Here is a 23901-nt window from a genome sequence, read left to right on the forward strand (position 1 = left end):
CGCATGTGGATGCGGGCGCTTACCAAGTATTGTTCGCCTTGAAATCCTTGAGCGCCGCGTGCAGACCCTGCTGGATCTCGTCGTTGAAGCCGCCGGTCGAGTCGATCTTGCTGAGCAGCTCGGCCTGCTGGGACTTCATGTAGCCCTGCAGCGCCGCCTCGAAGTCGACGACCTTCTTGACGTCGACGTCGTCGAGGTAGCCCTCGTTGGCGGCGAACAGCGAGACGGCCATCTGGCCGACGCTCATCGGCGAGTACTGCGCCTGCTTCATCAGCTCGGTGACGCGCTCACCGCGCTCGAGCTGCTTGCGGGTGGTCTCGTCGAGGTCGGAGGCGAACTGCGAGAAGGCTGCCAGCTCACGATACTGCGCGAGTGCCAGACGGATACCACCGCCGAGCTTCTTGATCGCCTTGGTCTGGGCCGCGCCACCGACTCGCGACACCGACAGACCGGCGTTGATGGCCGGACGGATACCCGAGTTGAAGAGGTCGGTCTCGAGGAAGATCTGACCGTCGGTGATCGAGATCACGTTGGTCGGAACGAATGCCGAGACGTCACCGGCCTGGGTCTCGATGATCGGCAGCGCGGTGAGCGAGCCGGTCTTGCCCTTGACCGCACCGTTGGTCGCCTTCTCCACGTAGTCGGGATTGACGCGCGCGGCGCGCTCGAGCAGACGCGAGTGCAGGTAGAAGACGTCACCGGGGTAGGCTTCGCGACCCGGCGGACGACGCAGCAGCAGCGACACCTGACGGTAGGCCCAGGCCTGCTTGGTGAGGTCGTCGTAGACGATCAGCGCGTCCTCGCCCTTGTCACGGAAGTACTCACCCATCGAGCAGCCAGCATAGGGCGCGATGAACTGCATCGCGGCCGAGTCGGAGGCGCTGGCGGAGACGATGATGGTGTGATCCATCGCGCCGTGCTCTTCGAGCTTGCGCACCAGTGCCGCGATGGTCGAGTTCTTCTGACCGACCGCGACGTAGATGCACTTAACGCCGGTGTCCTTCTGGTTGATGATCGCGTCGAGCGCCACCGCGGTCTTACCGGTCTGGCGGTCGCCGATGATCAGCTCACGCTGGCCACGACCGACCGGCACCATGGCGTCGATCGCCTTGAGACCGGTCTGCATCGGCTCATCGACCGACTGACGGGCGATGACGCCGGGGGCCTGCTTCTCGATCGGCGAGGTGGCTGCGGCCTCGATCGGGCCCTTGCCGTCGATCGGGTTGCCGAGCGCGTCGACCACGCGGCCGAGCAGGCCTTCACCGACCGGCACCTCGAGCACGCGCCCGGTGCAGCGCACCCAGTCGCCCTCGGAGAGGTTGGTGTAGTCGCCGAGCACCACCGCGCCGACCGAGTCGCGCTCGAGGTTCAGCGCCAGGCCGTAGGTGTTGCCGGGGAACTCCAGCATCTCGTAGTACTGAGCGTCGGACAGGCCGTGGATACGCACGATGCCGTCGGTCAGGCTGACGATGGTGCCCTCGGTACGGGCCTCGGTTTGAAGATCGTATTTCTCGATCTTCTGCTTGATGAGATCACTGATCTCGGATGGATTCAGTTGCATGGCGGTGTCCCGTTCAGAATTGCAATGCGTTGGCGAGTCGGTCGATCTTGCCGCGGACCGTGTCGTCGATCACCAGGTCCCCGGCACGGATCTCCAGCCCACCAATCAGCGCGCTGTCGGTCTCGACCGTGAGCTCCACCTGCCCGCCAAGACGCGAGGACAGTGCAGTGGCGAGCGCCGCGCGTTGCGCCTCGTCGATCTCGAACGCACTGCGTACGGTCACGCGCCGCATGCCCTCGTCGGCGCTGCGGCTGACTTCGAACAGTCGGGCGATCTCGGGGACGGCCGCCAGGCGTGCGTTGTCGGCGAGCAACCGGAGCAGGTTGGCAACCTCCTCCGGCAGGTCCTCGCCACAGACTTCGAGGGTGATGTCGCGGATGGTCTCGCGGGACACGTTGGGGTTGGCGATCAGCGCGACCATCTGCGGGTCGCCGGCCACCGCGGCCAACCGCCCGAGTGCGTCGGACCATGCCTCGACCTGTCCGGTTTCCTTCGCGCGCTCGAAGGCCGCTTCGGCATAAGGCCGTGCGATGGTGGTGATGTCTCCGGCCATGGGTATTCCCTAGAGCTGCTTTGCGAACGAGTCGACGATCGACTTGTGGGCGTCGACGTTGATCTCCTTCTGGAGGATCTTCTCCGCTGCCGCGACGGCGAGCGTGGAGACGCGCTCACGCAGCTCTTCGCGTGCGCGGTTGGTCTCCTGATCGATCTCGGCGCGCGCCGCGGCGAGCAGCCGATCGCCCTCGGTCCGGGCGTCGCTCTTGGCCTCCTCGACGATGTCGGTGGCCCGCTTCTGGGCCTGACCGACGATCTCGGCGGCGGAGACCTTGGCCTCCTTCATCAGCTCGAGTGCGCGTTGCTCCCCGAGGGCCTGCTCCTGATGGCCACGTTCGGCGGCGGCGAGGCCTTCGGCGATCTTGGCCTTGCGCTCCGCCAACGCGTTGACGATGGGCGGCCACACATACTTCATACAGAACCCGACGAACACCGCGAAGGTGATCATCTGGGCAAACAGAGTCAGATTGATATTCATACCTATGCCTCTTGCCTGAGCCTCATGTGGGCGAGGAGTCTTCTCGGCCCGCGGGAGGGAGCAGGATGCGCGCTAGGCAGCGAACATCAGGAACAGACCCATGGCGATCGCGATGACGGGCAGTGCGTCGACCAGGCCCATGACGATGAAGAACTGGGTGCGCAGCATCGGGATGAGCTCGGGCTGACGGGCAGCGCCCTCCAGGAAGCGACCGCCGAGGACGCCGATGCCGACGCCGGCGCCGACTGCGCCCAGACCCAGCATCAGGCCAGCGCCGATGTACTTGATGACCTCTGCGAATGCTTGTGCGACTTCGAGTTCCATAGTTCTCTCCAGGATTGAAGGTCAGAGCCTTGATTGAAGGTCAGAGCCTTGAAAAACGGGGTTTAGTGATGCTCCTGGTGTGCCATGTCGAGATAGACGATGGTCAGCACCATGAAGATGAACGCCTGCAGCGTGATGATCAGGATGTGGAACACGGCCCACACGAACTGCAGAACGCCGCCGGTGGCGTTGAGCACGAAGCTGCCACCGTAGAGCAAGGCGATCAGGATGAAGATCATCTCGCCGGCGTACATGTTGCCGAACAGTCGCAGGGCGAGCGAGATCGGCTTGGAGATCAGACTGATCCCTTCGAGCACCAGGTTCGCGGGCATGCCCCACTTGCCGAACGGCTGCAGGGTCAGCTCGCCGAGGAAGCCACCGACGCCTTTCATCTTGACGCTGTAGTAGAGCACCATGATGAAGACCATCAGGGCCATGCCGAAGGTGGCGTTGGGATCGGTGGTCGGCACGATCTTGAGATAGACATGGTGCGGATCGGCGCCGAACAGGGCCATGAACTGGCCGAACAGATAGGGCACCAGATCGACCGGCAGCAGGTCCATCAGGTTCATCAGGAAGACCCAGGCGAAGATGGTCAGCGCCAGCGGGGCGACCATCGGGTTCTTGCCACTGAAGGAACCGCGGACGTTGTCCTCGACGAAGTCGACGATCCACTCGACGAAGTTCTGCGCCGCACCCGGCACGCCGGCGCTGACGCGTTCGGCCACACCCTTGAAGAACCAGAGGAACAGGCCGCCGAGCAGGATCGAAAAGAACATGGTGTCCAGATTGATCGCCCAGAAGCCCATCTCCGCGGCCTCCGCGCTGTTGTGCGCGAGCCCCAAGCCGTGCTCGGGGTGTAGACCGAAGGTGAGGTTGGTCAGATGGTGTTGAATGTATTGTTCAGCGGTGAGCGTTTCGGTAGCAGCCATCGATCATTCTCACTTCGTGTTTCGTTTGGCCTGTTGGGCCGCGATCAGGATCGGCATCACTTGCATGAGGAAGTAGGCCCCCAGCAATGCCGGTATGTTCAGGTCGTCGAATGTTGCGAAGGCAACGACGAACAAACCCAGGACCAACGCGATCTTTGCGACTTCGGCACGATAAAAACGCATGACCAAACGCTCAGGCGCCTGGGCGCGATAGGCGCGAAAGACCCAGGCCGCGAGCATGGCGTTGGCCAGCAGGCAGGATCCAGAACCTATGAGGACCGATAGTGCAACGGAGCGACCGAACGGCAGGGCGAGTAGCACCGACACCAGGCTGAGGATCGTCTGTATTTTCAGGACGTTCCCGGCCTGAAGCGCATCCGGCTGTTGCATCAGATCATCGTGGTTTGGTTGAGCGCGTCGCTCACCGGACGCGAAGTATAGGGGATCGCTAATATCGGGTCAATGTAACCGCGGGGTGCCCGGAGCCTTGCGCGGCGCGGGTTTCGGGCCGATGACGAAGGTCTCGACGAACCCGTTCCCGGGGCTGGATCCCTTTGATCGAGCCGGTGTTTCAGCATCCTTCTCGGGGGGGCGGCCTCGCCCGGCACACTGCTCAACGGATATGGCCGAGGATGCCGTCGAGCTCGTCGAGGCTGGTGTAGCTGATCACCAGCTTGCCGCTGCCGCGGCTGCCGTGCTGGATCCGCACCTCGGCGCCGAGCCGGTCGGTGAGATCGTTCTGCAGTCGGCGGATGTCGGGGTCGGTCACTCCCTTCCGATCCGCTGCCGCCACCGGGCTCTCGCCCTGCTGTTGCCGTCGCACCAGTCGCTCGGTGTCGCGCACCGAGAGACCGCCGGCGACCACCTGTCGGGCGAGCGCGCACTGCATCTGGCCCTTGACCCCGAGCAGGGCGCGGGCGTGGCCCATCTCCAAGCGGCCATGATCGAGCTGGTCCTTGACCTCGGGCTCGAGTTCGAGCAGGCGCAGCAGGTTGGAGATGGTGGTGCGCGACTTGCCGACCGCCTCGGCCACCTCCTGATGGGTGAGCTCGAACTCCTCGACCAGACGGTGCAGCGCGGTGGCCTCTTCCAGCGGATTGAGATCGGCGCGCTGGATGTTCTCGATCAGCGCGATGGCCAGCGCGCTGGTGGCGTCGAGTTCGCGCACCAGTGCCGGGATCTCGCTGAGGCCGGCCTGCTGACAGGCGCGCCAGCGCCGCTCGCCGGCGACGATCTCGTAGCGCCCCTCGGCCAGCGGTCGCGCCAGGATCGGCTGCAGCACGCCCTGGGCGCGGATCGACTCGGCCAGCTCGCGCAGCGCCTCGGGGTCGAAGTCGCGGCGTGGCTGATAGCGCCCGCGCTGCAGCTGCTCGAGCGGCAGGCGCACGATGCGATCGCCGGGCTGAGCGGTGGCGACGGCCCCGGACTGGGAGGCGGTCTCGGCACCGCCACGGGTGGCGCCGAGCAGGGCGTCGAGTCCGCGCCCCAGCCCCTTCTTCTTGTTCGGTCGGGTGGTTTCCTGGTCCATGTCAGGCGGCGTTGCGGCCCTTCTGCTGGCGGCGCAGCACCTCGCTGGCCAGCGCCATGTAGGCGATCGCGCCCTTGGAGGACGGATCATAGAGCTGGGCCGGCATGCCGTGGCTGGGGGCCTCGGCGAGGCGCACGTTGCGCGGGATGATGGTGCGGTAGACCTTGTCCTTGAAGTGCGCGATGAGCTGGGTCGAGACCTGGTTGGCGAGGTTGTTGCGCGGGTCGTGCATGGTGCGCAGGATGCCCTCGACACGCAGCGTCTCGTTGCGGTTGGCACGGATCTGCTCGATGGTGTCGAGCAGCGCCGAGAGCCCCTCGAGGGCGTAGTACTCGCACTGGATCGGGATCAGCACCCCGCGCGCGGCGACCAGGGCGTTGACGGTGAGCATGTTGAGCGAGGGCGGGCAGTCGACGATCACCAGCTCATAGGCCTGGGCGGCGCGCTCGAGCACCCGCGCCAGACGGTGCTCGCGGTCGGGCGAGTCGATCAGCCCGACCTCGGCGGCGGTGAGATCGGCGTTGGCCGGCAGCAGGTCGAAACCGGGCGAGGGCTCGGTGATGCGCTGCAGACAGTCGGCGATGGGGATGTCGCTGAGCAGCAGGTCGCAGCTCGAGTGCTCGAGCGCGTGCTTGTCGACGCCACAGCCCATGGTGGCGTTGCCCTGGGGGTCGAGATCGACCAGCAGCACGCGTCGCTTCATCGCCGCCAGACAGGCGGCGAGGTTGACCGCGGTCGTCGTCTTGCCGACTCCGCCCTTCTGATTGGCGATGGCGATGATGTTGACCATGCTCGACTCAGTCGCTCCGAAATTTCGATCCGTTAGCCAGCCGTTGCGATGAGTGCGCGCCCCATGGTGGCGGTCGGATCAAGGCTCGTGCCGCGTTTGCGGTAGATGCGAGGCAATGGTACTGAATTTTCAGCTCGCCCGGTATCCGGGCTTGGAACGCACTTCAAGTCATCGCCACCTCCGCCGCCTGGCCGAGGGGGGAGGGCTAGGAGTTCGTGTGTCGGCGCCCGGCCTAGTGTGGTGCCGTGGCGGGATGCTGGCGATACCACTCAGCGAAGGCGCCTCCGGTCATCGGCTTGCCGAGGCGGAAGCCCTGAAGATGGTCGCAACCCATCGCGTGGAAGAACCGCTGATCGGCCTCGCTCTCGATGCCGACGACGGTAACGTCGAGTCCTAGGGCCCGCCCGAACTGGATGATGGTGTCGATGATGGCTGGCATGCCGCGCGCCGTGTGTAGCTGTCGTACCAGCGCTTGGTTGATCTGGAGTCCGGTCAAGGGTAGTTGATCGAGCTTGCTGAGGCTTGAGCAGCCCAGGCCGAAGTCGTCAATCACTAGCTTGACACCGAGAGCCCTGAGAGCGGCGAGTTGATCTGCGCTGCCGTCTGGGTAATCGAACAAGGTAGATTCACTTAGGTGTAGCACTAGCGCGGAGGGCTCTGTCCCCGCGTCTCGGCAAGCGTCGCATAGTCCTTGAATGAAGTGCGGATGAAGAAACTCTCGTGTCGAAACATTTACTGAGATTGGTATCGGGGGTAACCCCGCAACTCGCCATGACTGATGTTGTCGGCACACTTCCCGGATGACCCAAAGTCCGATCTCATGGGTGAGGTGGAGTGATTCGGCTACAGGTAGAAAGGTTGAGGGTGGGATTGGTTCCTGGTCGTGCTGCGGCCATCGCAGTAGCGCTTCAGCCCCATGCAGACACCCTTGCTTCAAGTCCAGGACCGGTTGATAGACGACACGAAACTCTTCCTTGGCGATTCCTTGACGCAGCTGTCTTTCCAGCGTGGCACTGCTCATTACCTGCTCGTTGAGCGCAGCAGTGACGAATTGATAGTGTCCCGGGCGGATTTGTTTTGCGTGGTACATGGCCAAATCGGCGCTTTGCATGAGCTGCTCGATCGTCTCGCCATCTTGTGGATATAGGCTGATACCGAGGCTGGGTGCGCAGTGTAGTTGCAGCTGACCGATAGTATACGGAGGCGCCAGGGTCGCGATGGCCTTGCCCGCTGTGCGAGCGACGTCCGTGGCGTCGTCGATCTTGCTTAGTACGGCGACGAACTCATCGCCCCCCAGGCGGGCGACGATATCCTCTGCTCGGAACAGTGTCAGCAGTCTCTGGGCCACCGCTTGCAACAACAGGTCGCCGACCGCGTGACCGTACATGTCGTTAACCGCTTTGAAATCGTCTAGGTCGAAGAACAGTACCGCCAGTTGGCGCTTGCTGCGCCTTGCGCTCACTAGCATTTGATTGGCCAATTGGTCGAGTAGTCGACGTGTCGGCAGGCCGGTCAGTGGATCGTGCTGGGCCAGGCGGAGTGCGTGTAGTTCAGCCTCCTTGCGGCGGGTGATGTCCTGCTGCGCCAACAGGATACGCTGATATGTGTTGTTGGCGTCCTGGATGACCTCGGGTCTGGCCTGGAGCCAGCGGTAGGCACCATCCTTGCGGCGTAGCCGATATTGTACTTCGCACGATTCTCGGTTGGCAGCGAAGCCACGCAGCTTTGCAAGGCTGGGCTCGCGATCATCAGGGTGTAGCAGTTCGGCCCAGTCGTCGAAGTTCTTCGGCAAGGCGCCCTGGTCGTACCCCATCTGCCGCTGCCACTCTAAAGGAAATATCACTTGGTTGGTGTGCGGCGTCCATTCCCAGAACGCCAGCTCGGCGAGTGTTGCTACCAAGTGCAGCCGTGCCTGGCTATCGATGATCTTTTGTTCATCACGCTTGCGGATGGTGATGTCCGTCATGATCAGGCGCCAGTCGTGATGAGCCGTGTCGGTGGTCGTCTCTGGCACCAAGCACGCATCCAGGCTGACCCAGATGATCGGTGTGGCTGTTGATGGGCGAAGGCGAAGCTCGTAGTGCTGAGTCCTTCCTGTCGACCACAGCGCACGCCGGTGCTGATAGTGGATGTCTTGGTCTTCGGGGAGGATGAATTGCGACAAGGGTTTTCCGACCAAGCCGGCGCGTGATAGTCCCAGCAGGGTTTCTGCGGCAAGGTTTGCCTGCTGGATAATACCTGTCTCACTCAGGGTGAGATAGCCGACGGGGGCGAGGTCGTAGAGGTCGAAGTAGCGGGCGCGGGACAACTCTAGGGCTTCTTGCGTCCGTCGCAGTTCTTCGTTCTGCAGCTCGAGTTCGATCTGATGGACCCGTAACTCGTGATTGCTTTGATTGTCGGTTACAAGTGCTGCGTCACGGATAGCGCAGAGCTGCGCTTCGGCGCGTTGACGCAGCTCTTTGAGGGGAATCGGTACCTCTGGTGGAGGGCGCGCCGGCTGTTCTCGATCTGTTCGATCAGGCATGGATGCAACTCCCTCGAATTAAGCAAAAGACTGGAATCCTCTTTTATCTACGTGTTTGATGCTTAGAAATATAAGGTTGTGCTTGATGGTGCGGTGAGTTGGCGCCAGGTCTTGATGGAGACGGGCCTGACTTCTGCCCTCAACACACGACCAAGAGAGCTGTCGTCGCTGCGTTCGGACTCTTTCCTGTCTATGGCGATTTGGGCGTGTCCACTCGGGGCGAGGTGTCCTTGATGGTGATCAAGACGTTGTCGTGATCGGCGTCTGGATGGACGATCCGTCTAGCGTTGAGGCTGAGAGAGCACGACCCGGTTGCCGCCGACTCATAACCAATCACATGGTCTTCTAGTGCCTTTCCTTTAGCGATAGTCTCCAAGAGTTGCCGACGCAATTCAGGATCGTTCCAGCGGTGCTCGTCAAGGTCGCTTAGTGGTTGATCGATGATCTCGGACTGGGGCAGTTGGAAGAATTGCTGAAACGCATGATTGGCCGAGATCACGTGAAGGTCTCCGCTCAATACCAGTAATGGTTCGCGCACGGCGTCTACGATCCCTTCGGCAAAGGCGCGTGCCTCCTTCAGACTCTCCTCCATTTTTCTGCGTGCGGAGATGTCCATGAAGGTGATAACTGCCCCCTCGATGACATTGTTAAGAGTGCGATATGGACCGATCCTTAGGACATACCAGTCTCCCTGCCTGGTGCGGACCTCTTTTTCCGCAGGCTGCAGGGTATTGAGGACCTGTGCTAAATCCTCTGTCAAATCATCGTAGTTTGTCAGATTGGAGACAATATCCCCCACCGGTCGCCCAACATCGGACTGGATCAGGTTGATCAGCCTGGTTGTTGCCGGTGTGAAGCGGGTGATCCTGAGCTGATGATCGACGAACAGGGTGGCAACACCCGTGCCGGCGAGCAGATTGTTCATGTCGTTGTTGACCCGGGACAGGTCGGCCACCTTGGCTTGAAGCTCCGTGTTGACCGTTGCCAGTTCCTCGTTGACCGATTGCAGCTCTTCTTTTGACGTCTCCAGTTCCTCATTGGTCGATTGCAACTCCTCGTTGACCGACTGCATCTCTTCGTTGGTCGACTTCAATTCCTCGTTTGATGTCTCCATCTCCTCCAGCGTGGTCTGGAGGTATTCCTCCTTGGTCCGCAACTCTTGCTCCAACTCGGCGATTCGCGAATCGGATTCTCCTGTTTTCGACCTTTTTTCAATGTTTTGGCCGGTTCCGTCCTCGACGGAGCCTGTGATCTCCAGGATCGCAAGATACAACGGTTCTGTATCAACGTGGCCTGTCCGTTGCTCGGGATGCACGCTCAGATCGGCCAGGGTGAAGTCGCCGTTTGTCTTGACTCTCAGTCCCTTCAACCGTACTGAATCCCCGGTCGTGACGACGCGCTGTAGGGCGTTCCTCATGGCATGACATAACCCTTCTCGAGCCATGCTGAAGACATTCATTGTTGGATCCCCCGGTGCCGGCTCGAGGAATTGCCCTGTGCGACCGTAGATATAGCGGATGTCGCCGCGCCCGGTGACCAACAGGGCCGTTGGGTCATAGTGACGAAGCAGCGCCTGCTCGGTTCGTTTCCGTAGATCGGACTTGCCTTTGCTGCGTGACATGCTTTCAGGATCGGAGGAGGGTGTATGGGGGCTGGAGATGGAAAGCATGTGCCTCTGAGGCAACAGGGGCGTCAGGGTAACGTCTTGCTGTTCCTTGGTGGCGAAAAGCTTCCATTTGCGGTCGACCGGCGTGAACAGTGGATGAGCGTCACCGATGGTTTCAGAGTTTCCCAGGAACAGGAAGCCGCTGCTTTTCAGTGCATAGTGAAAGAGAGGTATCAGGCGTCGCTGTAGATCTCCGTTTAGATAAATCAGCAGGTTTCTGCAGCTGATCAGGTCAAGCCTGGAGAAGGGGGGGTCCTTGATCAGATCCTGCTCGGAGAATACCAGTAGATCGCGGATTTCCTTGTTGATGCGGTAGCAGCCTTGCTCTTGGCTCATGACAAAGAAGCGTGCTAGCCGTTCGGGAGAGATATCGGTCGCAATATTAGCGGGGTAGATACCGGAACGTGCCCGCTCGATCGCATTGGCGTCGATGTCGGTGGCGAAGATCTGGAGCCGATAGTCTTGCTTCAGGGTCTCCAGATGCTCCTTGAGCAGGATTGCGATGGAGTAGGCCTCTTCGCCGGTGGAACAGCCGCAGATCCATACCCTGACTGGTGACCCGGCCGGTTTCTCATGGAACAGCCGAGGGATAACCTCGTGCTCTAAGATGGCGAAAGCCTCGGGGTCACGGAAGAAGCTGGTGACCCCGATCAGCAGGTCATGGAATAGCGCATCGATCTCCAGCGGATTGTGTTGGAGATATCGTACGTAATCGCGTTGTTGCTCGATCTGGTGTAACGCCATGCGCCGTTCGATGCGCCGTATTAGCGTACTCTGCTTGTATTGCGAGAAATCGTGGCTGCTCTTGTCTCGCAGCAGCAGGCAGATCTTCGTCAGCGTATCCACGCTTTTGGATGAAGGCTCAGAGGTATGCGCTTCCCTGCCGAAGGCATGGGTCACATAGGCCATGAGCTGTGCCGGCATTTCCGCGGGTGGGAGCACGAAATCGACCAATCCGGTGGCGATGGCACTACGTGGCATGCCGTCGTAAGCGGCGGTCTTGGGCGCCTGGGCCATGACCATCCCGCCCTCGCCCTTGATCGCTCTGGCACCGAGCGTGCCGTCACTGCCGGTGCCAGAGAGCACCACACACAAAGCCCGCTCGTGTTGATCCTGCGCCAGTGAGCGGAAGAAGAAGTCGATCGGTAGTCGCTGTCCGCGTGGCGCCGCTGGCTCCAGTAAATGGAGGAGGCCATTGAACAGAGCCATGTCGACATTGGGTGGGATGATGTAGACGCAATCGGGCTTGATGCGCAAGCCGTCAACGATTTCATGCACCTGCATGCAGGTGTGGCGCTTGATTAGTTCGGCGAGGATGCTCTTGTGGTTGGGGTCCAGGTGCTGAACGAGTACGAAGGCCATACCGGTCTGTGTGTCCGGTGGAATGGCGGAGAAAAATGCCTCGAATGCCGCCAGTCCCCCAGCCGATGCGCCGATGCCGACGACCGGAAAGCTCAACTCCGCGGGCGATGCGGACTGTTCCGCCTCGGGTTGTGGTGACTGGGCGGCTGGATCGTCCGCCGTCTGGGGTGCTCCTGCGGGGGGTATGTTCATCATCGATCCTTGGTGGCCGATTGGGCGGAGTACTCGATCGAAGGGATCGGTCGCGTTATGTCGATCGGCGTTCCTTGGTGACGAGACGCGGAGCATGCTGCGACGTGTCGTCTGATCTCAGATCAGCATGGCACATGTCGTCGCATCTCGCGTTGCGGCTTGTGGCGGCGCGGGCGAATGATGGTGGGTTGATCGTCGAGCGTCGTTGCCTGTTTGTGCGGTGTCTGCGGCGGGTCGCCGTCTTGGCTGGGACGCTCAATTAATCGTTACGGATCTCGACCAAGTGACGCGGTTCATCGAGGAAGGGGACGCGCAAGACATGCACGTGGCTGTCTCCGGTCGCGTGCGTGGCCGGGAGTGGGGCCTCTTCGGGGTGGCGTCCGCGCATCAGCAGCATCCGTCCGGGTTGTTCGAGCAGGCATCTCTCCGTGGCGAGCAGTACGTCTGCAGCCGTCACCGCGCGGCTCACGATCGTTTTGAAGCCGTGGCCGGGCCGATAGTCGTCGCTGCGGGCCTGAACCGGTTCGACGTTGGTGAGTCCGAGCTCGAGCACCGCCTGACGCACGAAGCGCACCTTCTTGCCGTTGCTGTCGAGCAGCCAGAAACGGCGCCTGGGCTCCATGATCGCCAGTGGTATCCCCGGTAGACCAGCTCCGGTGCCGATGTCGAGCAGGGTGTCGCCGAACAGGAAGGGGCGGATTGCCAGGCTGTCGAGCAGGTGACGCACCACCATCTCGTCGGGGTCGCGCACCGCGGTGAGGTTGTAGGCGCGGTTCCAGCGCAGCAGCAGCTGCAGATAGTCGATCAGTTGCTGGTGCTGGGCCGCCGTCGGCCCGATCCCCAGCGCCGCGCAGCCGGCCTGCAGCCGCTCGCCGAGATGGGTGCGCTGGTCCGGGGTGAGTTCGGTGGTCGCGGTGTTCATGCCGGGTGTCGCTTGAGGTGGATCAGCAGCAGCGACACCGCCGCCGGGGTCACCCCGGGGATGCGCGCGGCCTGGCCGACGGTGGTGGGGCGGGTGCGGCAGAGCTTCTCGCGCACCTCGGCGGAGAGACCGCGCACCGCGGCGAAGTCGAAGGTCTCGGGCAAGGGCTTGTCCTCCTGGGCGCGCTGACGGGCGATCTCGTCGCGCTGGCGAGCGATGTAGCCGGCATAGCGGGTCTGGATCTCGACCTGCTCGGCGACCTCGGGAGCGACCGGGTGATCCGCGGTATCGATCAGGACGTTGACCCCGGCGTGATCGACGCCGGGACGGGCGAGCAGGTCGAGCGCGCGCGCCTCGCGCCGCAGCGGCTCGCCGAGCACCGCCTGCATGGCCGCCGGGTCGGCCCGGTCGGGACGGACGATGGCCGCGGCGAGGCGCTCGCGTTCGCGCTCGATCGCCTCGCGCTTGGCCGCGAAGCGCGCCCAGCGTTCGTCGTCGACCAACCCGAGCGCGCGCCCGGTCTCGGTCAGGCGCAGATCGGCGTTGTCCTCGCGCAGCATCAGCCGGTACTCGGCGCGGCTGGTGAACATGCGATAGGGCTCGTTGGTGCCGCGGGTGACCAGATCATCGACCATCACCCCGATGTAGGCCTCGTCGCGACGCGGCACCCAGGGCGACTCTTCGCGCAGCCGGCGCACCGCGTTGATGCCGGCGAGCAGCCCCTGGGCGGCGGCCTCCTCGTAGCCGGTGGTGCCGTTGATCTGACCGGCGAGGAACAGCCCCTGGAGCTGGCGCGTCTCCAGCCCCGGGGCGAGGTCGCGCGGATCGAAGAAGTCGTACTCGATGGCATAGCCGGGGCGGGTGATGTGGGCCTGCTCCAGCCCCGGGATCGAGCGCACCAGCGCCTCCTGCACGTCGTAGGGCAGGCTGGTGGAGATGCCGTTGGGATAGACCTCGTGGGTGTCGAGCCCCTCGGGCTCGAGAAACACCTGGTGCGAGTCCTTGTCGGCGAAGCGCACGATCTTGTCCTCGATCGAGGGACAGTAGCGCGGGCCGATGCTGTCGATCACCCCGGTGTAGAGCGGCGAGCGCGACAGCCCGGCGCGGATGATCTCGTGAGTGCGGTCATTGGTGTGGGCGATGTGACAGCTCACCTGCGGCGGGTGTTCGGCGGCGCTGCCGAGGAAGGAGAACACCGGCACCGGGTCGTCGCCGGGCTGCTCGGCGAGCCGCGCGTAGTCGATGCTGCGCGCGTCGATGCGCGGCGGGGTGCCGGTCTTGAGCCGCTCGATTCGCGGCATCAGTTCACGCAGTCGCGCGGCCAGGGCGTTGGACGGTGGATCTCCGGCGCGCCCGCCCTCATAGTTGCTGAGACCGATATGGATGCGCCCGCCGAGGAAGGTGCCGACGGTGAGCACCACCGCCCGGGCGCGAAAGCGCAGCCCCATCTGGGTGCTGACCCCGGCGACCCGCTCGCCCTCGACGATGAGGTCGTCGACGGTCTGCTGGAACACCCGCAGTCCGGGCTGGGACTCGAGCGCCGCGCGCACCACGGTGCGATAGCGGATGCGGTCGGCCTGGGCGCGGGTGGCGCGCACTGCCGGACCCTTGCTGGCGTTGAGGGTGCGGAACTGGATCCCGGCGCGGTCGGTGGCGCGTGCCATCAGCCCGCCGAGGGCATCGATCTCGCGCACCAGATGGCCCTTGCCGATACCGCCGATGGCGGGGTTGCAGCTCATGTTGCCGAGGGTGTCGATGTTCTGCGTCAGCAGCAGGGTGCGTGCACCCGCGCGCGCCGCCGCGAGCGCCGCCTCGGTGCCCGCGTGACCGCCTCCAACCACGATGACGTCGTACTGATCGCTCGCAAACATGTCAGGGAACCCGATCCGATGAAGCCCTTCAGTTTAACCCATATCCACGCGCGCGCGGCGGCGCCGGGAGCCTCGCCATGAACCGACCCGAACCCCGCCCCGTCCCCGCGTCGCCGGTCGATCGCTGCGGCGCGGTGCTCGAGGCCGCCGCCGCGGTGATCCTCGGCAAGGAGCACGAGTTGCGCCTGGCGCTGACCTGCCTGCTCGCTCGCGGCCATCTGCTGATCGAGGATCTGCCCGGGGTCGGCAAGACCACGCTCGCGCACCTGTTGGCGCGACTGCTCGGGCTGGACTACGCGCGCATCCAGTTCACCAGCGACCTGCTCCCGGCCGACGTCATCGGGGTGGCGGTCTATGACCGCGCCAGCGAGTCCTTCCGCTTCCACCCGGGTCCGGTGTTCTCCCAGCTGGTGCTCGCCGACGAGATCAACCGCGCCACCCCCAAGGCGCAGAGCGCGCTGCTCGAGGCGATGGAGGAGCGTCAGGTCACCGTCGAGGGCGAGACCCGCGCGCTGCCCGAGCCCTTCTTCGTCATCGCCACCCAGAACCCGCTCCACCAGATCGGCACCTTCCCGTTGCCCGAGTCGCAGCTCGACCGCTTCCTGATGCGTATCGAGCTCGGCTATCCGGCCGCGCACCAGGAGAAGCGGCTGCTCGCCGGCGAGGACCGTCGCGCGCTGGTGGCGCGCCAGGCGCCGGTGCTCGTCCCCGCCGAGCTCGCCGCCCTGCAGGAGCTGGTGGTGGCGGTGCATGCCGCCCCGGCGGTGATCGACTACGTCCACGACCTCCTCGCCTTCACCCGCGCCTCGGGGCGCTTCGCCTACGGGCTCTCGCCGCGCGCCGGGCTGGGGCTGGTGCGCGCGGCCAAGGCCTGGGCGCTGCTCGGCGGGCGTGACTACGTGCTCCCCGAAGACGTGCAGGCGGTGCTGCCGGCCTGTTGCGCTCATCGTCTGGTCGGCAGCGGCGAGGGTGGCGTGCTCGACGCCGCCCGGGTTGATGCCGAGATCCTTGCCCATGTCCCGGTCCCCTGAGCGCCCCCGCTGGCGTGCTTGGCTCGCCGCCCGCTTCGACGCCATGCTGCGCCGCGCCCGCAGCGATCCCGACGGCGTGGTGCGCATCGGCGCGCGCCAGATCTATATCCTGCCCACCCGCTTCGGGCTGGTGTTCGGCGCCGTGCTGCTGGTGATGCTGCTCGGCTCGCTCAACTACCAGAACAACCTCGGGCTGCTGTTCACCTTCTTCCTCGCCGCGGTGGCGCTGCTGGCGATGCACCACGCCTGGTTCAATCTGCTCGGGCTGGAGCTGCAGGCGCGCCCCGGGGCGGCGGTGTTCGCCGGCGAGTCGGCGCGCTTCACCCTCAGCGTGCGCGGGCGCGGTCGTCGCACGCGTGCCGACCTGCGTCTGAGTGGTGCCGAGGATGCCGCCGCGCCGCTCGCCGTCCCCGCCGGTGAGCAGAGCGGCTGCGCTCTGGTCGTCACCACCAGGCGCCGTGGCTGGCAGCCGCTCGGCGAGGTGCGGGTCGAGACCTGCCACCCGCTGGGGCTGTTCCGCGCCTGGTGTCACACCCTGCCGCGTGCCGCATCGCTGGTCTATCCGGCGCCGGCGTCCCTCGCGCCGCCGCCGCCCGGCGCCGGTGCCGGCGCGCGTGCCTTGCCCCGGGGGGCGGGGGCCGGGCTCGAGGACTATGCCGGCGCGCGCGACTATCGTCACGGCGACTCGCCACGCCATCTCGACTGGAAGGCCTATGCCCGCGAACGCGGTCTGTTGACCAAGCAGTTCGAGGGTGAACAGGGGCATGAGCTGTGGATCGACTGGGCGGCGCTCGCCACCGTCGATCCCGAGACGCGGCTCGCCGAGCTCGCCCGTCAGTTGCTCGATGCCGCGGCCGCCGGGGCGCGTTTCGGACTGCGCCTGCCCGGGGTGGAGGAGCCGCTGGCCGCCGGCGAGGCGCAGCTGCAGCGCTGTCTCACCCGTCTCGCGCTGTTCGGCCTGGAGGGCGGCGATGGCCACTGAGCGCGCACACTGGCCCGAGCCCGTCCCGGACCGTCTCCAGCGGCTGTGGTTGACCCTGCTGGTGATCGCCGGCGCCCTGCCGTTGCTGCCCCGGCTCGACTGGCGCATCGGCGCCTTCGCCAGCGCGCTGTTCGCGTTGCGTCTGCTCGCGCTGCGCTGGCACGGGGTGCAGCCCGGGCGCTGGCTGCTGGTGCTGCTCACCCTCGTCGGCATCGCCAACTGTCTCCATGTCTACGGCAGTCTCAGCGGGCGTCAGGGCGGGGCGGCGCTGTTTCTCACCATGCTCGCGCTCAAGCTGCTGGAGCTGCACGCGCGGCGTGACCTGCAGATCGCGGCGATCCTGCTCGGCTTCCTGGTGGTGGTGCAGTTTCTCTTCGACCAGTCGCTCGGCCTCGCGCTCTATCTGGCGCTGGTGGTCGGGGCCATGCTCACGCTGCTGGCCGACGTCAACGCTACGACAGGGGGCGGGCGGCTGCGCCCGGCGCTGACCACGACCACGCGGCTGGCGCTGCAGGCGCTGCCGCTGACCCTGGTGCTCTTTCTGCTCTTCCCGCGCCTGAGCGCGCCGCTGTGGGACCTCGGGCTCGATGCCGAGCAGGCCCGCACCGGCTTCTCCGACACCATGGAGCCGGGTGCGGTCAGCGAGCTGGTGGTCAATGGCGAGCTGGCCTTCCGGGTGCGCTTCGATGCCACCCCGCCGCCGCCCGATCAACGCTACTGGCGCGGTCTGGTGTTGTGGCAGACCGATGGGCGGCGCTGGACGGTGGGCGAGCCGCCGCGCACCGGACCGGCCTCGCTGGCGCTCGCCGCCGCGGCCGATCTGCTCGACTACGAGGTGGTGCTGGAGCCGACCGACCGGCGCTGGCTGTTCGCGCTCGACCTGCCGGTCGCGGCCGAGGGGGTGGTGCTCGCGCCCGATCATCTGTTGCGTGCCAGCCGCGCGGTGGAGAGTGCGCTGCGCTATCGGGTGCGCTCGGCGCTCGACGCTCGCACGCCCGCGCCGAGCGCGGCGCTGCGTGACTATGCCCTGCGCCTGCCGGCCGGCACCATCACCCCGCGGATGCGCGCCCTGGTGGCGAGCTGGCGTGGCGAGGGCGCGGACGACCAGACGGTGGTGAGACGCGCGCTCGCCCACTTCAACCGCGAGGCCTTCCACTACACCCTGCTGCCGCCGCCGCTCGGGCCGAATCCGGTCGATGCCTTCCTGTTCGAGACCCGGCGCGGCTTTTGCGAGCACTATGCCAGCAGTTTCGCGACGCTGATGCGGCTGGCCGGGATCCCGTCGCGGGTGGTGCTCGGCTATCTCGGCAGCGAGCCCAACGCCATCGGTGGCTATCACATGGTGTGGCAGTCCGATGCCCATGCCTGGGTCGAGGTGCTGCTGCCCGGGCGCGGCTGGGTGCGGGTCGATCCCACCGCGGCGGTGGACCCCTCGCGGATCGACAACCAGAGTGCCTCGCGACTGCTCGGCGCCGGCAACCCGGTGCGCTTCGAGCTGGCCCAGGATGCGTGGCTCGCCCGGCTGGCGCGCGGTGCACGCCAGTTCGCCGACAGTATCGATGCGGCCTGGCAGCAGTGGGTGCTCGACTTCTCGGCCGAGGACCAGCTCGGCCTGCTGCAGCGGCTCGGGCTCGGTGGGCTGGGTGAGTACGGGCTGGCGGTGCTGATGGTCGTGACCTTCTCGCTGACCCTGGGCGCGGTGCTGCTGGGGCTGGTACGCGCGCCGCGCGAGCCCGATCCGCTGGTCGCGCGTCATGCCCGTTTCTGTCGCCGGCTGGCGCGTATCGGGCTGGCGCCGCACCCCGGCGAGGGCCCGCAGGACCATGGCCGACGGGTGATCGCCGCGCGTCCCGACCTCGCCGCCCCGGTCTCGCGCTTCCTCGCGCTCTATCTGCCGGCGCGCTTCGGTCCTGCGCCCGACCCCCGGACCGTGGCGCGGCTCGATGCCCTGTTGCGCGGCTTCCGTCCGCGCCGTCGTCGCTAGTCGCGCGGTGCGGGGACGCGTTCGACCAGCTCGCCGAGCAGGGCGTCGGCGCTCACCCCCTCGATCTCCAGCTCGGCGCCGAGCCGCAGCCGGTGGCGCAGTACCGCCGGGAGCATGCAGCGCACGTCGTCCGGGGTGGTGAAGTCGCGCCCCTCGATGAGTGCGTGCGCCCGCGCCGCGCGCACCAGCGCGATGCTGGCACGCGGCCCGGGACCGCTGTCGACCCCCGGCCAGTCGCGCGCGGCGCGCACCAGCGCCACCGCGTAGTCGAGCACGCGCTCATCGAGCCGAAGCGTGGTGGCGCTCAGCTGCAGGCGTTGCAGGGTCTCGGTATCGAGCAGCGGACGCACCGCCGAGGTGTCGAGCCGGTCGCCGATGCGCCCGCTGGTGGCGGCGCGCACCGCCGCGCGCTCGGCCTCGGCGCTCGGCGGCGCCACCGCGATCTTCAGCAGGAAGCGATCGAGCTGGGCCTGGGGCAGCGGGTAGGTGCCTTCCTGCTCGATCGGGTTCTGGGTGGCGAAGACCAGAAAGGGTGGTTCCAGCGCCAGCGCCTGGCCCTCGATGGTCACCTGTCCCTCCTGCATCGCCTCGAGCATCGCCGCCTGGGTCTTGGCCGGGGCGCGGTTGATCTCGTCGGCGAGCAGCAGGTTGCAGAAGATCGGTCCGCGGCGGATGCGGAAGGCCTCGCGCTTGAGGTCGAACACCGCGTGCCCGGTGACGTCGCTCGGCATCAGGTCGGGGGTGAACTGGATACGCGCGTAGCGCCCCTGTACCGCGGCGGCGAGCGCGCGCACCAGCAGCGTCTTGCCCACCCCGGGCACGCCCTCGAGCAGCGCGTGCCCGGCGGCGACCAGCGCCACCAGCAGCTCGCGGATGGCTTGGCGCTGGCCGCTGACGGCCTGGCCGATGTCCTGTTCGAGCCGGTCGAGCTGAATGACCGCCTCGGTCAGCGGCAGTGGGGTCTGGGTCATGGATCGGTGCTCTCGCGGTTGCCTCCGGGCGATCGGGCTTGCTGCTCCAGTCGCGCCAGGGTGTGGGTGAGGGTGATGAGCGCGCGGGCGCTGCGGGGTGTCTCCTCGAGCGCCTGGGCGAGGCGCGCGCGCGACTCGCCGCTGGCCGCGGCGAGTCGGGTCAGCCGCTGTTGGCGGGGTGCGCGCGCGAGTCCCGGCAGGCGCCTCGCCCACAGCCGCAGCACCCGGGCACGGCTGGCTGCGAGCAGCGCGCGGATCCGCCGATGGCGCCACAGAAAGCGCGCCCCGGCCTCGAGATGGACGAGCCGGTCGCGCGCCGGTGGCGGAGCCGGGGCGAGCGTCGGACCGAGCCGCGCGCCGAGCGACCACAGCCACACCGCCAGGGTGAGCGCTGCGGCGATCAGTGCCAGCGGCGCCCGCGCCCACAGCCGCGCGAGCAGCCCCGGCGGGGTCTCGGCATACAGCAGCCATACCGTGCCGCCGGGTGCGGGGGCGACCAGACGGGCGCCGAACAGGGCGTGGTCGCGCTCGCCGATGCGCTGGCGTGTGAGGATGTCGAGGTCGGCGAGCACGCTCAGCCGGCCGGCGCCGATCTCCCGATGCGTCAGCGGTTGTCCGCACCGCTGTTTGTCGCCATGGCTGACGCACAGGGTCCGCCCGGGGTCGAGGGCGACCTCGAGTGGCGGCGCCCCGGGCGTCGGGCGCAGCCGGACCGGCGTCGGTGGGCCCGACTCGGTCCAGCTCTCGGGGTGGATCCCGAAGGTCTCGAGCAGCGCGTGGCGTGGCCCCGTCCCCGGCGTGGTCACCAGCCGTCCGCCGGCGGCGATCCAGTCGCGTAGCCGGTCGCGTTGGCGTGTCGACAGCGGGCCGGGTGCGCGCACCACCAGGGTGTCGCCGGGGGGCGGTGGGGCGGCGAGCAGGCCATGATCGGGGCGACTCTCGACGGTGATGCCGAGCCCGATGAGGAAGCGCTCGAAGGCGAGCAGCGGGTTGGCTCGAGCCGCTGCCGAGGGACCGACCGGTACCTGTTCGACCCGGCGCTCGAAGTGGGTCAGGAACCAGCTCGCCAGCGCTGCCACGAGGACCAGCCCGGTGCCGCCGAGGGTGAGCGCGAGCAGGCGCTGTTCAGTGCGCATCGGTCCGTCCCTGCCAGCGACGCCAGTGGCTCAGCAGTCGCTCGACGTGCGCCGCGCTCGGGTCCCGATCGCCGTAGGCCGCGTGCTGGCGCGCCGCGGCGATCGCGGCGAAGGGGACCCCGACCCGGCGTGGCAGCCGGGCGCTCGCCCGCTGCACGCAGCTCCCCTCGGTGGCCCCCGGGGGGAGCGAGAGACCGAGCCGGTCGAGTCTCTCCAGGCTGGCGCGATAGAGCGCGCCGATGGCCGCGCCCCGCTCGCCGGCAGCGAGCAGGCGACGGATCTCGGTCTCGTGATCGATGGGCGATGCGCTGTGCGGCTCGGGCGCGGCCTCGTGCTCCGTCCTGGCCGATCTGGGCAGGCGTGGCGCGCGTTCGCGCCACAGTGCGCGGATGAGTATCAGCAGGGCGATCGCACCGAGCGTCACCAGTCCCCATTGGATGGTGCCGGCGAGCCAGGGGGGCGGGGTCGCCGACCAGGTTGCCTCGGCGTCCTCGGTGCTGCGCTGTGCGGGGTCGGCCACCGGTAGCCACAGTTCGACCTCGCGGGTGGTGCCGAAGTCGGGCGAGTCGAGCACCTCGGCGATGCGCGCGCGGGCCGCCTCGGGGGCCAGCCAGGTCTCGGCCTCGGCCGGTGGCGGGGCGAGCAGCAGCGGCGCGAGCAGCGCCAGCGCCGGGAGCACGGCGGCCGGTGGCGGCGGGGCGCGGCGGAAGGCGAGCTCGATGTCCCAGCCCTCGAGTTCGGTGCGGCGGCTGAGATAGAGCGCGAACCCGGCGCAGACGTAGAAGGGCGCGATCAACGAGCAGGCGAGCAGATAGCAGGCGCTGCTGATCCAGTAGGCCGGCGCGGCGCTGTCCTCGAGTGCGGCGATCAGGTCGATCCCTGGCAGCCCCTCGGGGATCAGCAGATAGAGCCCGAGCAGCATCCCGCCCCAGAGGATCGCCTCGAGGTGATAGCAGACCAGGGTCAGCCATCCGCTGGCGCTGCCCCCGGCGAGGGTGCGCAGCCGCGCCCGTCGCGGCAGCCCTTCGAGCAGCAGCAGCGGGAGCACGAGCGCGCGTCTCGGGCTCAGTCGGCGCCACAACAGCAGCGGCAACAGGCGCGGACGCAGCCCCGCGCCGAGCATCCCCGGGAGGGCGCCGCGTCGCGGGCGCTCGTCGAACAGCGCGCGGCTCGCCCACAACAGCAGCGGGGCCTCGTAGAGCGGCTTGCACCACCACAGCGCCAGCAGCCAGAGGTCGCTGTGGAGCCAGGCCAGCGCCAGCACGATCAGGGTCAGCGGTAGCGCGGTGCACCACCACAGCGCCCAGAGCGCCGGGAACCAGGCGCGGGCGAGGGCGAAGCCGAGATCGATCGCCTGCCAGGCGGGGCAGGGGCGCAGCCGGGCGGTGAGTCGCTCAAGACGCATCGTCGCCACGTCCGGCCAGGGCGATGTAGAGCGCGAGGAGGGTCCAGCCGGCGGCGCCGACGGCGTATTTCACCGCCACCGGCGCCGCGCCGGCCGACCAGAAGGCCTCGATCAGCGCCGCGCCAACGAGCATCAGCGCCGCGCCCGCCACCAGCACCAGGGCATCGCGGGCATTGACGCGCAGCGCCGCGAGCCGCGGCAGCCGTCCCGGGGCGAACAGCGCCTTGCCGAGCAGCAGTCCGGCGCCGCCGCAGATGGCGATCGCGCTCAGTTCGAAGGGGGCGTGACCGCTGACGAAGGGCCAGAAGGTGATGCCGTGACCGATGGCGCTGAGGTGACCGGCGGCGGCGCCGATGAACAGCCCGTTGAACACCAGGATGACCACGCTGCCGATGCCGAACAGCACCCCGGCGGCGAAGCTGCGAAAGCCGATGCCGACGTTGTTGCGGACATAGAAGCCGAACATCGCCAGATCGCTGTCGGCCGGGCGCACCTGCCCGGGATGATCCCGGGCCGGGTCGTAGAGCGCCTCGAGTTCGGCGAGCTGCTCGGCGTCGACCAGCGTCAGGATCAGCCCGGGGTCGTGATAGGCGCCGAGCGCCATCGCCGCCATCGGTACGAACAGCAGCGCGGCGGCGAGCCACAGCGGCGCGGCGTGACGGCGCAGCGCGCGCGGGAAGTCGCGTGCCATCAGCTGCAGTGCGCGGGCGCCGAGGCGCAGCGTGGGGCGGTGGAGCTGGGCGTGACCGCGCCGCACCAGCTGCTCGAGTTCGGCGATCAACCCGGGGGTGTAGCCGCGGGTTCGGGCCAGCGCATAGTGCGCGCACACTCGGCGATGCAGGCCGGGGAACTCGGCGAGCTCGGCGCCGCGGCGCCGGCGCTGCTCGAGCTGCTCGAGCAGCGTGCGATAGCGCGCCCAGTCGGCGGCGTGCTGTTGCTCGAAGCGCTGTTGTCTCATGCCGCACGTCCGTCGGGCGCGCCGCGGTCGAGCCAGGTCGCCCAAGCGGTGATCAGTGCGGGCGCGGCACCGCCGCGCACCCCGCGCGGGGCGGTCAGGACCTCGGCGAGTTCGATGCGCCGCGCCTCGGCGAGTGCGGGCGCGCGCTCGGCGAAGGCGAGGATCGCCGCCCGGGTGTCGGCGTCGAACTCGGGCGGCGGTCGCCGGCCGGTGGTCGACGCCGGGCCCCGGCGTGGCGCCGGGCGGTCGTCGTGCACCACCAGGGTGGCGGCGGCGAGGTCGCCGATGCGGCGGAAGTCAGGGTCGGCGAGGCTCACCACCAGCCCCAGGGCATAGCCGGCGGGGAGGAAGTCGACCGTCCGCAGCAGGTTGCGCAGGGTCGAGGCGGGGAGCCCGACCGGGGTGGCGTCCTCGTGCACCACGCGCAGCCCGAGTGCCCGCTTGCCGGGGGTGGCGCCGCGCCAGACCTCAAACACCACCGGATAGAACCACTCGATGGCGAACACCGCGAGCAGCGCCAACCCGACCCCGAGGTCGGCGAGTGCGAGCAGCGGGAGCAGCAGCAGATAGAGCCCGAGACGGATCAGCAGGTCGAGCGCCAGGGCGAGCGCACGCGGTACCGCTCCGGCGACACGCAGCCCGAGGTCGATGCCCTCGGGGGTTTCGCGCAGGCGCAGGGTGTCGAGCGGCGGTGGTGGCGTGGCAATGTCCCGGCGTGGCGCATCCATG

Annotated in this window: 20 protein-coding genes; 3 read left to right on the top strand and 17 right to left on the bottom strand. The window is 67.1% G+C overall.

Features of this window, described 5'->3' with window-relative positions; genetic code table 11:
* Positions 1-19 precede the first annotated feature (19 nt).
* From atpA to mnmG, 12 genes are all read right to left on the bottom strand, one after another.
* Positions 20-1561, bottom strand: a complete 1542-nt coding sequence (gene atpA, locus EBL85_RS04580; RefSeq protein WP_123139191.1) for a F0F1 ATP synthase subunit alpha — start codon at positions 1559-1561, stop codon at positions 20-22.
* 13 nt (positions 1562-1574) lie between these two features.
* Positions 1575-2114, bottom strand: coding sequence for a F0F1 ATP synthase subunit delta (locus EBL85_RS04585; protein WP_062272110.1), 540 nt, complete (start codon positions 2112-2114; stop codon positions 1575-1577).
* Positions 2115-2123: 9 nt separating this feature from the next.
* On the bottom strand, positions 2124-2594 hold the full coding sequence (locus EBL85_RS04590) for a F0F1 ATP synthase subunit B (RefSeq protein WP_005222006.1): 471 nt from the start codon (positions 2592-2594) through the stop codon (positions 2124-2126).
* Between the two features lie 72 nt (positions 2595-2666).
* Entirely contained in the window at positions 2667-2918 is a 252-nt protein-coding gene (gene atpE, locus EBL85_RS04595) for a F0F1 ATP synthase subunit C (RefSeq protein ID WP_005222005.1), read from the bottom strand.
* A gap of 62 nt (positions 2919-2980) precedes the next feature.
* Complete coding sequence (atpB, locus tag EBL85_RS04600) at positions 2981-3850, bottom strand: F0F1 ATP synthase subunit A (RefSeq protein ID WP_062272106.1); 870 nt, start codon at positions 3848-3850, stop codon at positions 2981-2983.
* A gap of 9 nt (positions 3851-3859) precedes the next feature.
* Positions 3860-4240: an ATP synthase subunit I gene (locus EBL85_RS04605; RefSeq protein ID WP_123139192.1), complete on the bottom strand. Its 381-nt coding sequence runs from the start codon at positions 4238-4240 to the stop codon at positions 3860-3862.
* 223 nt (positions 4241-4463) lie between these two features.
* Positions 4464-5378, bottom strand: a complete 915-nt coding sequence (locus EBL85_RS04610) for a ParB/RepB/Spo0J family partition protein (RefSeq protein ID WP_123139193.1) — start codon at positions 5376-5378, stop codon at positions 4464-4466.
* A gap of 1 nt (position 5379) precedes the next feature.
* On the bottom strand, positions 5380-6168 hold the full coding sequence (locus tag EBL85_RS04615) for a ParA family protein (protein WP_123139194.1): 789 nt from the start codon (positions 6166-6168) through the stop codon (positions 5380-5382).
* A 232-nt stretch (positions 6169-6400) separates the two neighbouring features.
* Positions 6401-8692, bottom strand: coding sequence for a bifunctional diguanylate cyclase/phosphodiesterase (locus EBL85_RS04620; RefSeq protein ID WP_123139195.1), 2292 nt, complete (start codon positions 8690-8692; stop codon positions 6401-6403).
* A 190-nt stretch (positions 8693-8882) separates the two neighbouring features.
* Complete coding sequence (locus EBL85_RS04625) at positions 8883-11912, bottom strand: chemotaxis protein CheB (RefSeq protein ID WP_223806064.1); 3030 nt, start codon at positions 11910-11912, stop codon at positions 8883-8885.
* Positions 11913-12171: 259 nt separating this feature from the next.
* Positions 12172-12834, bottom strand: coding sequence for a 16S rRNA (guanine(527)-N(7))-methyltransferase RsmG (gene rsmG / locus EBL85_RS04630; protein WP_123142286.1), 663 nt, complete (start codon positions 12832-12834; stop codon positions 12172-12174).
* Positions 12831-14705, bottom strand: coding sequence for a tRNA uridine-5-carboxymethylaminomethyl(34) synthesis enzyme MnmG (gene mnmG, locus EBL85_RS04635; protein ID WP_123142287.1), 1875 nt, complete (start codon positions 14703-14705; stop codon positions 12831-12833). The genes rsmG and mnmG overlap by 4 nt, the downstream gene beginning before the upstream one ends.
* A 77-nt stretch (positions 14706-14782) precedes the next feature.
* Between mnmG and EBL85_RS04640 the strand changes: the two genes are divergently transcribed.
* From EBL85_RS04640 to EBL85_RS04650, 3 genes are read left to right on the top strand one after another with little or no spacing between them, the layout of a single operon-like run.
* A complete protein-coding gene (locus EBL85_RS04640; protein WP_123142288.1) occupies positions 14783-15736 on the top strand; it encodes a MoxR family ATPase in 954 nt (317 codons plus the stop codon).
* Positions 15720-16718 carry a DUF58 domain-containing protein gene (locus EBL85_RS04645; RefSeq protein WP_123142289.1) on the top strand — a complete coding sequence of 333 codons (999 nt, stop codon included), beginning with the start codon at positions 15720-15722 and terminating at the stop codon, positions 16716-16718. The genes EBL85_RS04640 and EBL85_RS04645 overlap by 17 nt, the downstream gene beginning before the upstream one ends.
* Positions 16708-18702, top strand: coding sequence for a DUF3488 and transglutaminase-like domain-containing protein (locus tag EBL85_RS04650; protein WP_123142290.1), 1995 nt, complete (start codon positions 16708-16710; stop codon positions 18700-18702). Before EBL85_RS04645 ends, EBL85_RS04650 begins: the two co-directional genes overlap by 11 nt.
* Here EBL85_RS04650 and EBL85_RS04655 read toward each other — a convergent pair.
* From EBL85_RS04655 to EBL85_RS04675, 5 genes are read right to left on the bottom strand one after another with little or no spacing between them, the layout of a single operon-like run.
* Positions 18699-19673 (bottom strand): MoxR family ATPase, encoded by a 975-nt coding sequence (locus tag EBL85_RS04655; protein WP_123139202.1) that lies wholly within the window; start codon positions 19671-19673, stop codon positions 18699-18701. The genes EBL85_RS04650 and EBL85_RS04655 overlap by 4 nt on opposite strands.
* Positions 19670-20809: a DUF4350 domain-containing protein gene (locus tag EBL85_RS04660; protein ID WP_123142291.1), complete on the bottom strand. Its 1140-nt coding sequence runs from the start codon at positions 20807-20809 to the stop codon at positions 19670-19672. Before EBL85_RS04660 ends, EBL85_RS04655 begins: the two co-directional genes overlap by 4 nt.
* A complete protein-coding gene (locus tag EBL85_RS04665) occupies positions 20799-22214 on the bottom strand; it encodes a DUF4129 domain-containing protein (protein ID WP_123142292.1) in 1416 nt (471 codons plus the stop codon). Before EBL85_RS04665 ends, EBL85_RS04660 begins: the two co-directional genes overlap by 11 nt.
* Positions 22204-23172, bottom strand: coding sequence for a stage II sporulation protein M (locus tag EBL85_RS04670; RefSeq protein ID WP_123142293.1), 969 nt, complete (start codon positions 23170-23172; stop codon positions 22204-22206). The genes EBL85_RS04665 and EBL85_RS04670 overlap by 11 nt, the downstream gene beginning before the upstream one ends.
* A complete protein-coding gene (locus EBL85_RS04675; RefSeq protein ID WP_123142294.1) occupies positions 23169-23900 on the bottom strand; it encodes an RDD family protein in 732 nt (243 codons plus the stop codon). Before EBL85_RS04675 ends, EBL85_RS04670 begins: the two co-directional genes overlap by 4 nt.
* Position 23901: the final 1 nt, after the last annotated feature.

This window comes from Marichromatium sp. AB32 (genome assembly GCF_003718675.1).
Lineage (GTDB): Bacteria > Pseudomonadota > Gammaproteobacteria > Chromatiales > Chromatiaceae > Marichromatium > Marichromatium gracile.

Coding starts and splice junctions, on each gene's coding strand:
- atpA (WP_123139191.1), bottom strand. CDS start 1,561: ATGCAACTGAATCCATCCGAGATCAGTGATCTCATCAAGCAGAAGATC.
- EBL85_RS04585 (WP_062272110.1), bottom strand. CDS start 2,114: ATGGCCGGAGACATCACCACCATCGCACGGCCTTATGCCGAAGCGGCC.
- EBL85_RS04590 (WP_005222006.1), bottom strand. CDS start 2,594: ATGAATATCAATCTGACTCTGTTTGCCCAGATGATCACCTTCGCGGTG.
- atpE (WP_005222005.1), bottom strand. CDS start 2,918: ATGGAACTCGAAGTCGCACAAGCATTCGCAGAGGTCATCAAGTACATC.
- atpB (WP_062272106.1), bottom strand. CDS start 3,850: ATGGCTGCTACCGAAACGCTCACCGCTGAACAATACATTCAACACCAT.
- EBL85_RS04605 (WP_123139192.1), bottom strand. CDS start 4,240: ATGCAACAGCCGGATGCGCTTCAGGCCGGGAACGTCCTGAAAATACAG.
- EBL85_RS04610 (WP_123139193.1), bottom strand. CDS start 5,378: ATGGACCAGGAAACCACCCGACCGAACAAGAAGAAGGGGCTGGGGCGC.
- EBL85_RS04615 (WP_123139194.1), bottom strand. CDS start 6,168: ATGGTCAACATCATCGCCATCGCCAATCAGAAGGGCGGAGTCGGCAAG.
- EBL85_RS04620 (WP_123139195.1), bottom strand. CDS start 8,692: ATGCCTGATCGAACAGATCGAGAACAGCCGGCGCGCCCTCCACCAGAG.
- EBL85_RS04625 (WP_223806064.1), bottom strand. CDS start 11,912: ATGAACATACCCCCCGCAGGAGCACCCCAGACGGCGGACGATCCAGCC.
- rsmG (WP_123142286.1), bottom strand. CDS start 12,834: ATGAACACCGCGACCACCGAACTCACCCCGGACCAGCGCACCCATCTC.
- mnmG (WP_123142287.1), bottom strand. CDS start 14,705: ATGTTTGCGAGCGATCAGTACGACGTCATCGTGGTTGGAGGCGGTCAC.
- EBL85_RS04640 (WP_123142288.1), top strand. CDS start 14,783: ATGAACCGACCCGAACCCCGCCCCGTCCCCGCGTCGCCGGTCGATCGC.
- EBL85_RS04645 (WP_123142289.1), top strand. CDS start 15,720: ATGTCCCGGTCCCCTGAGCGCCCCCGCTGGCGTGCTTGGCTCGCCGCC.
- EBL85_RS04650 (WP_123142290.1), top strand. CDS start 16,708: ATGGCCACTGAGCGCGCACACTGGCCCGAGCCCGTCCCGGACCGTCTC.
- EBL85_RS04655 (WP_123139202.1), bottom strand. CDS start 19,673: ATGACCCAGACCCCACTGCCGCTGACCGAGGCGGTCATTCAGCTCGAC.
- EBL85_RS04660 (WP_123142291.1), bottom strand. CDS start 20,809: ATGCGCACTGAACAGCGCCTGCTCGCGCTCACCCTCGGCGGCACCGGG.
- EBL85_RS04665 (WP_123142292.1), bottom strand. CDS start 22,214: ATGCGTCTTGAGCGACTCACCGCCCGGCTGCGCCCCTGCCCCGCCTGG.
- EBL85_RS04670 (WP_123142293.1), bottom strand. CDS start 23,172: ATGAGACAACAGCGCTTCGAGCAACAGCACGCCGCCGACTGGGCGCGC.
- EBL85_RS04675 (WP_123142294.1), bottom strand. CDS start 23,900: ATGGATGCGCCACGCCGGGACATTGCCACGCCACCACCGCCGCTCGAC.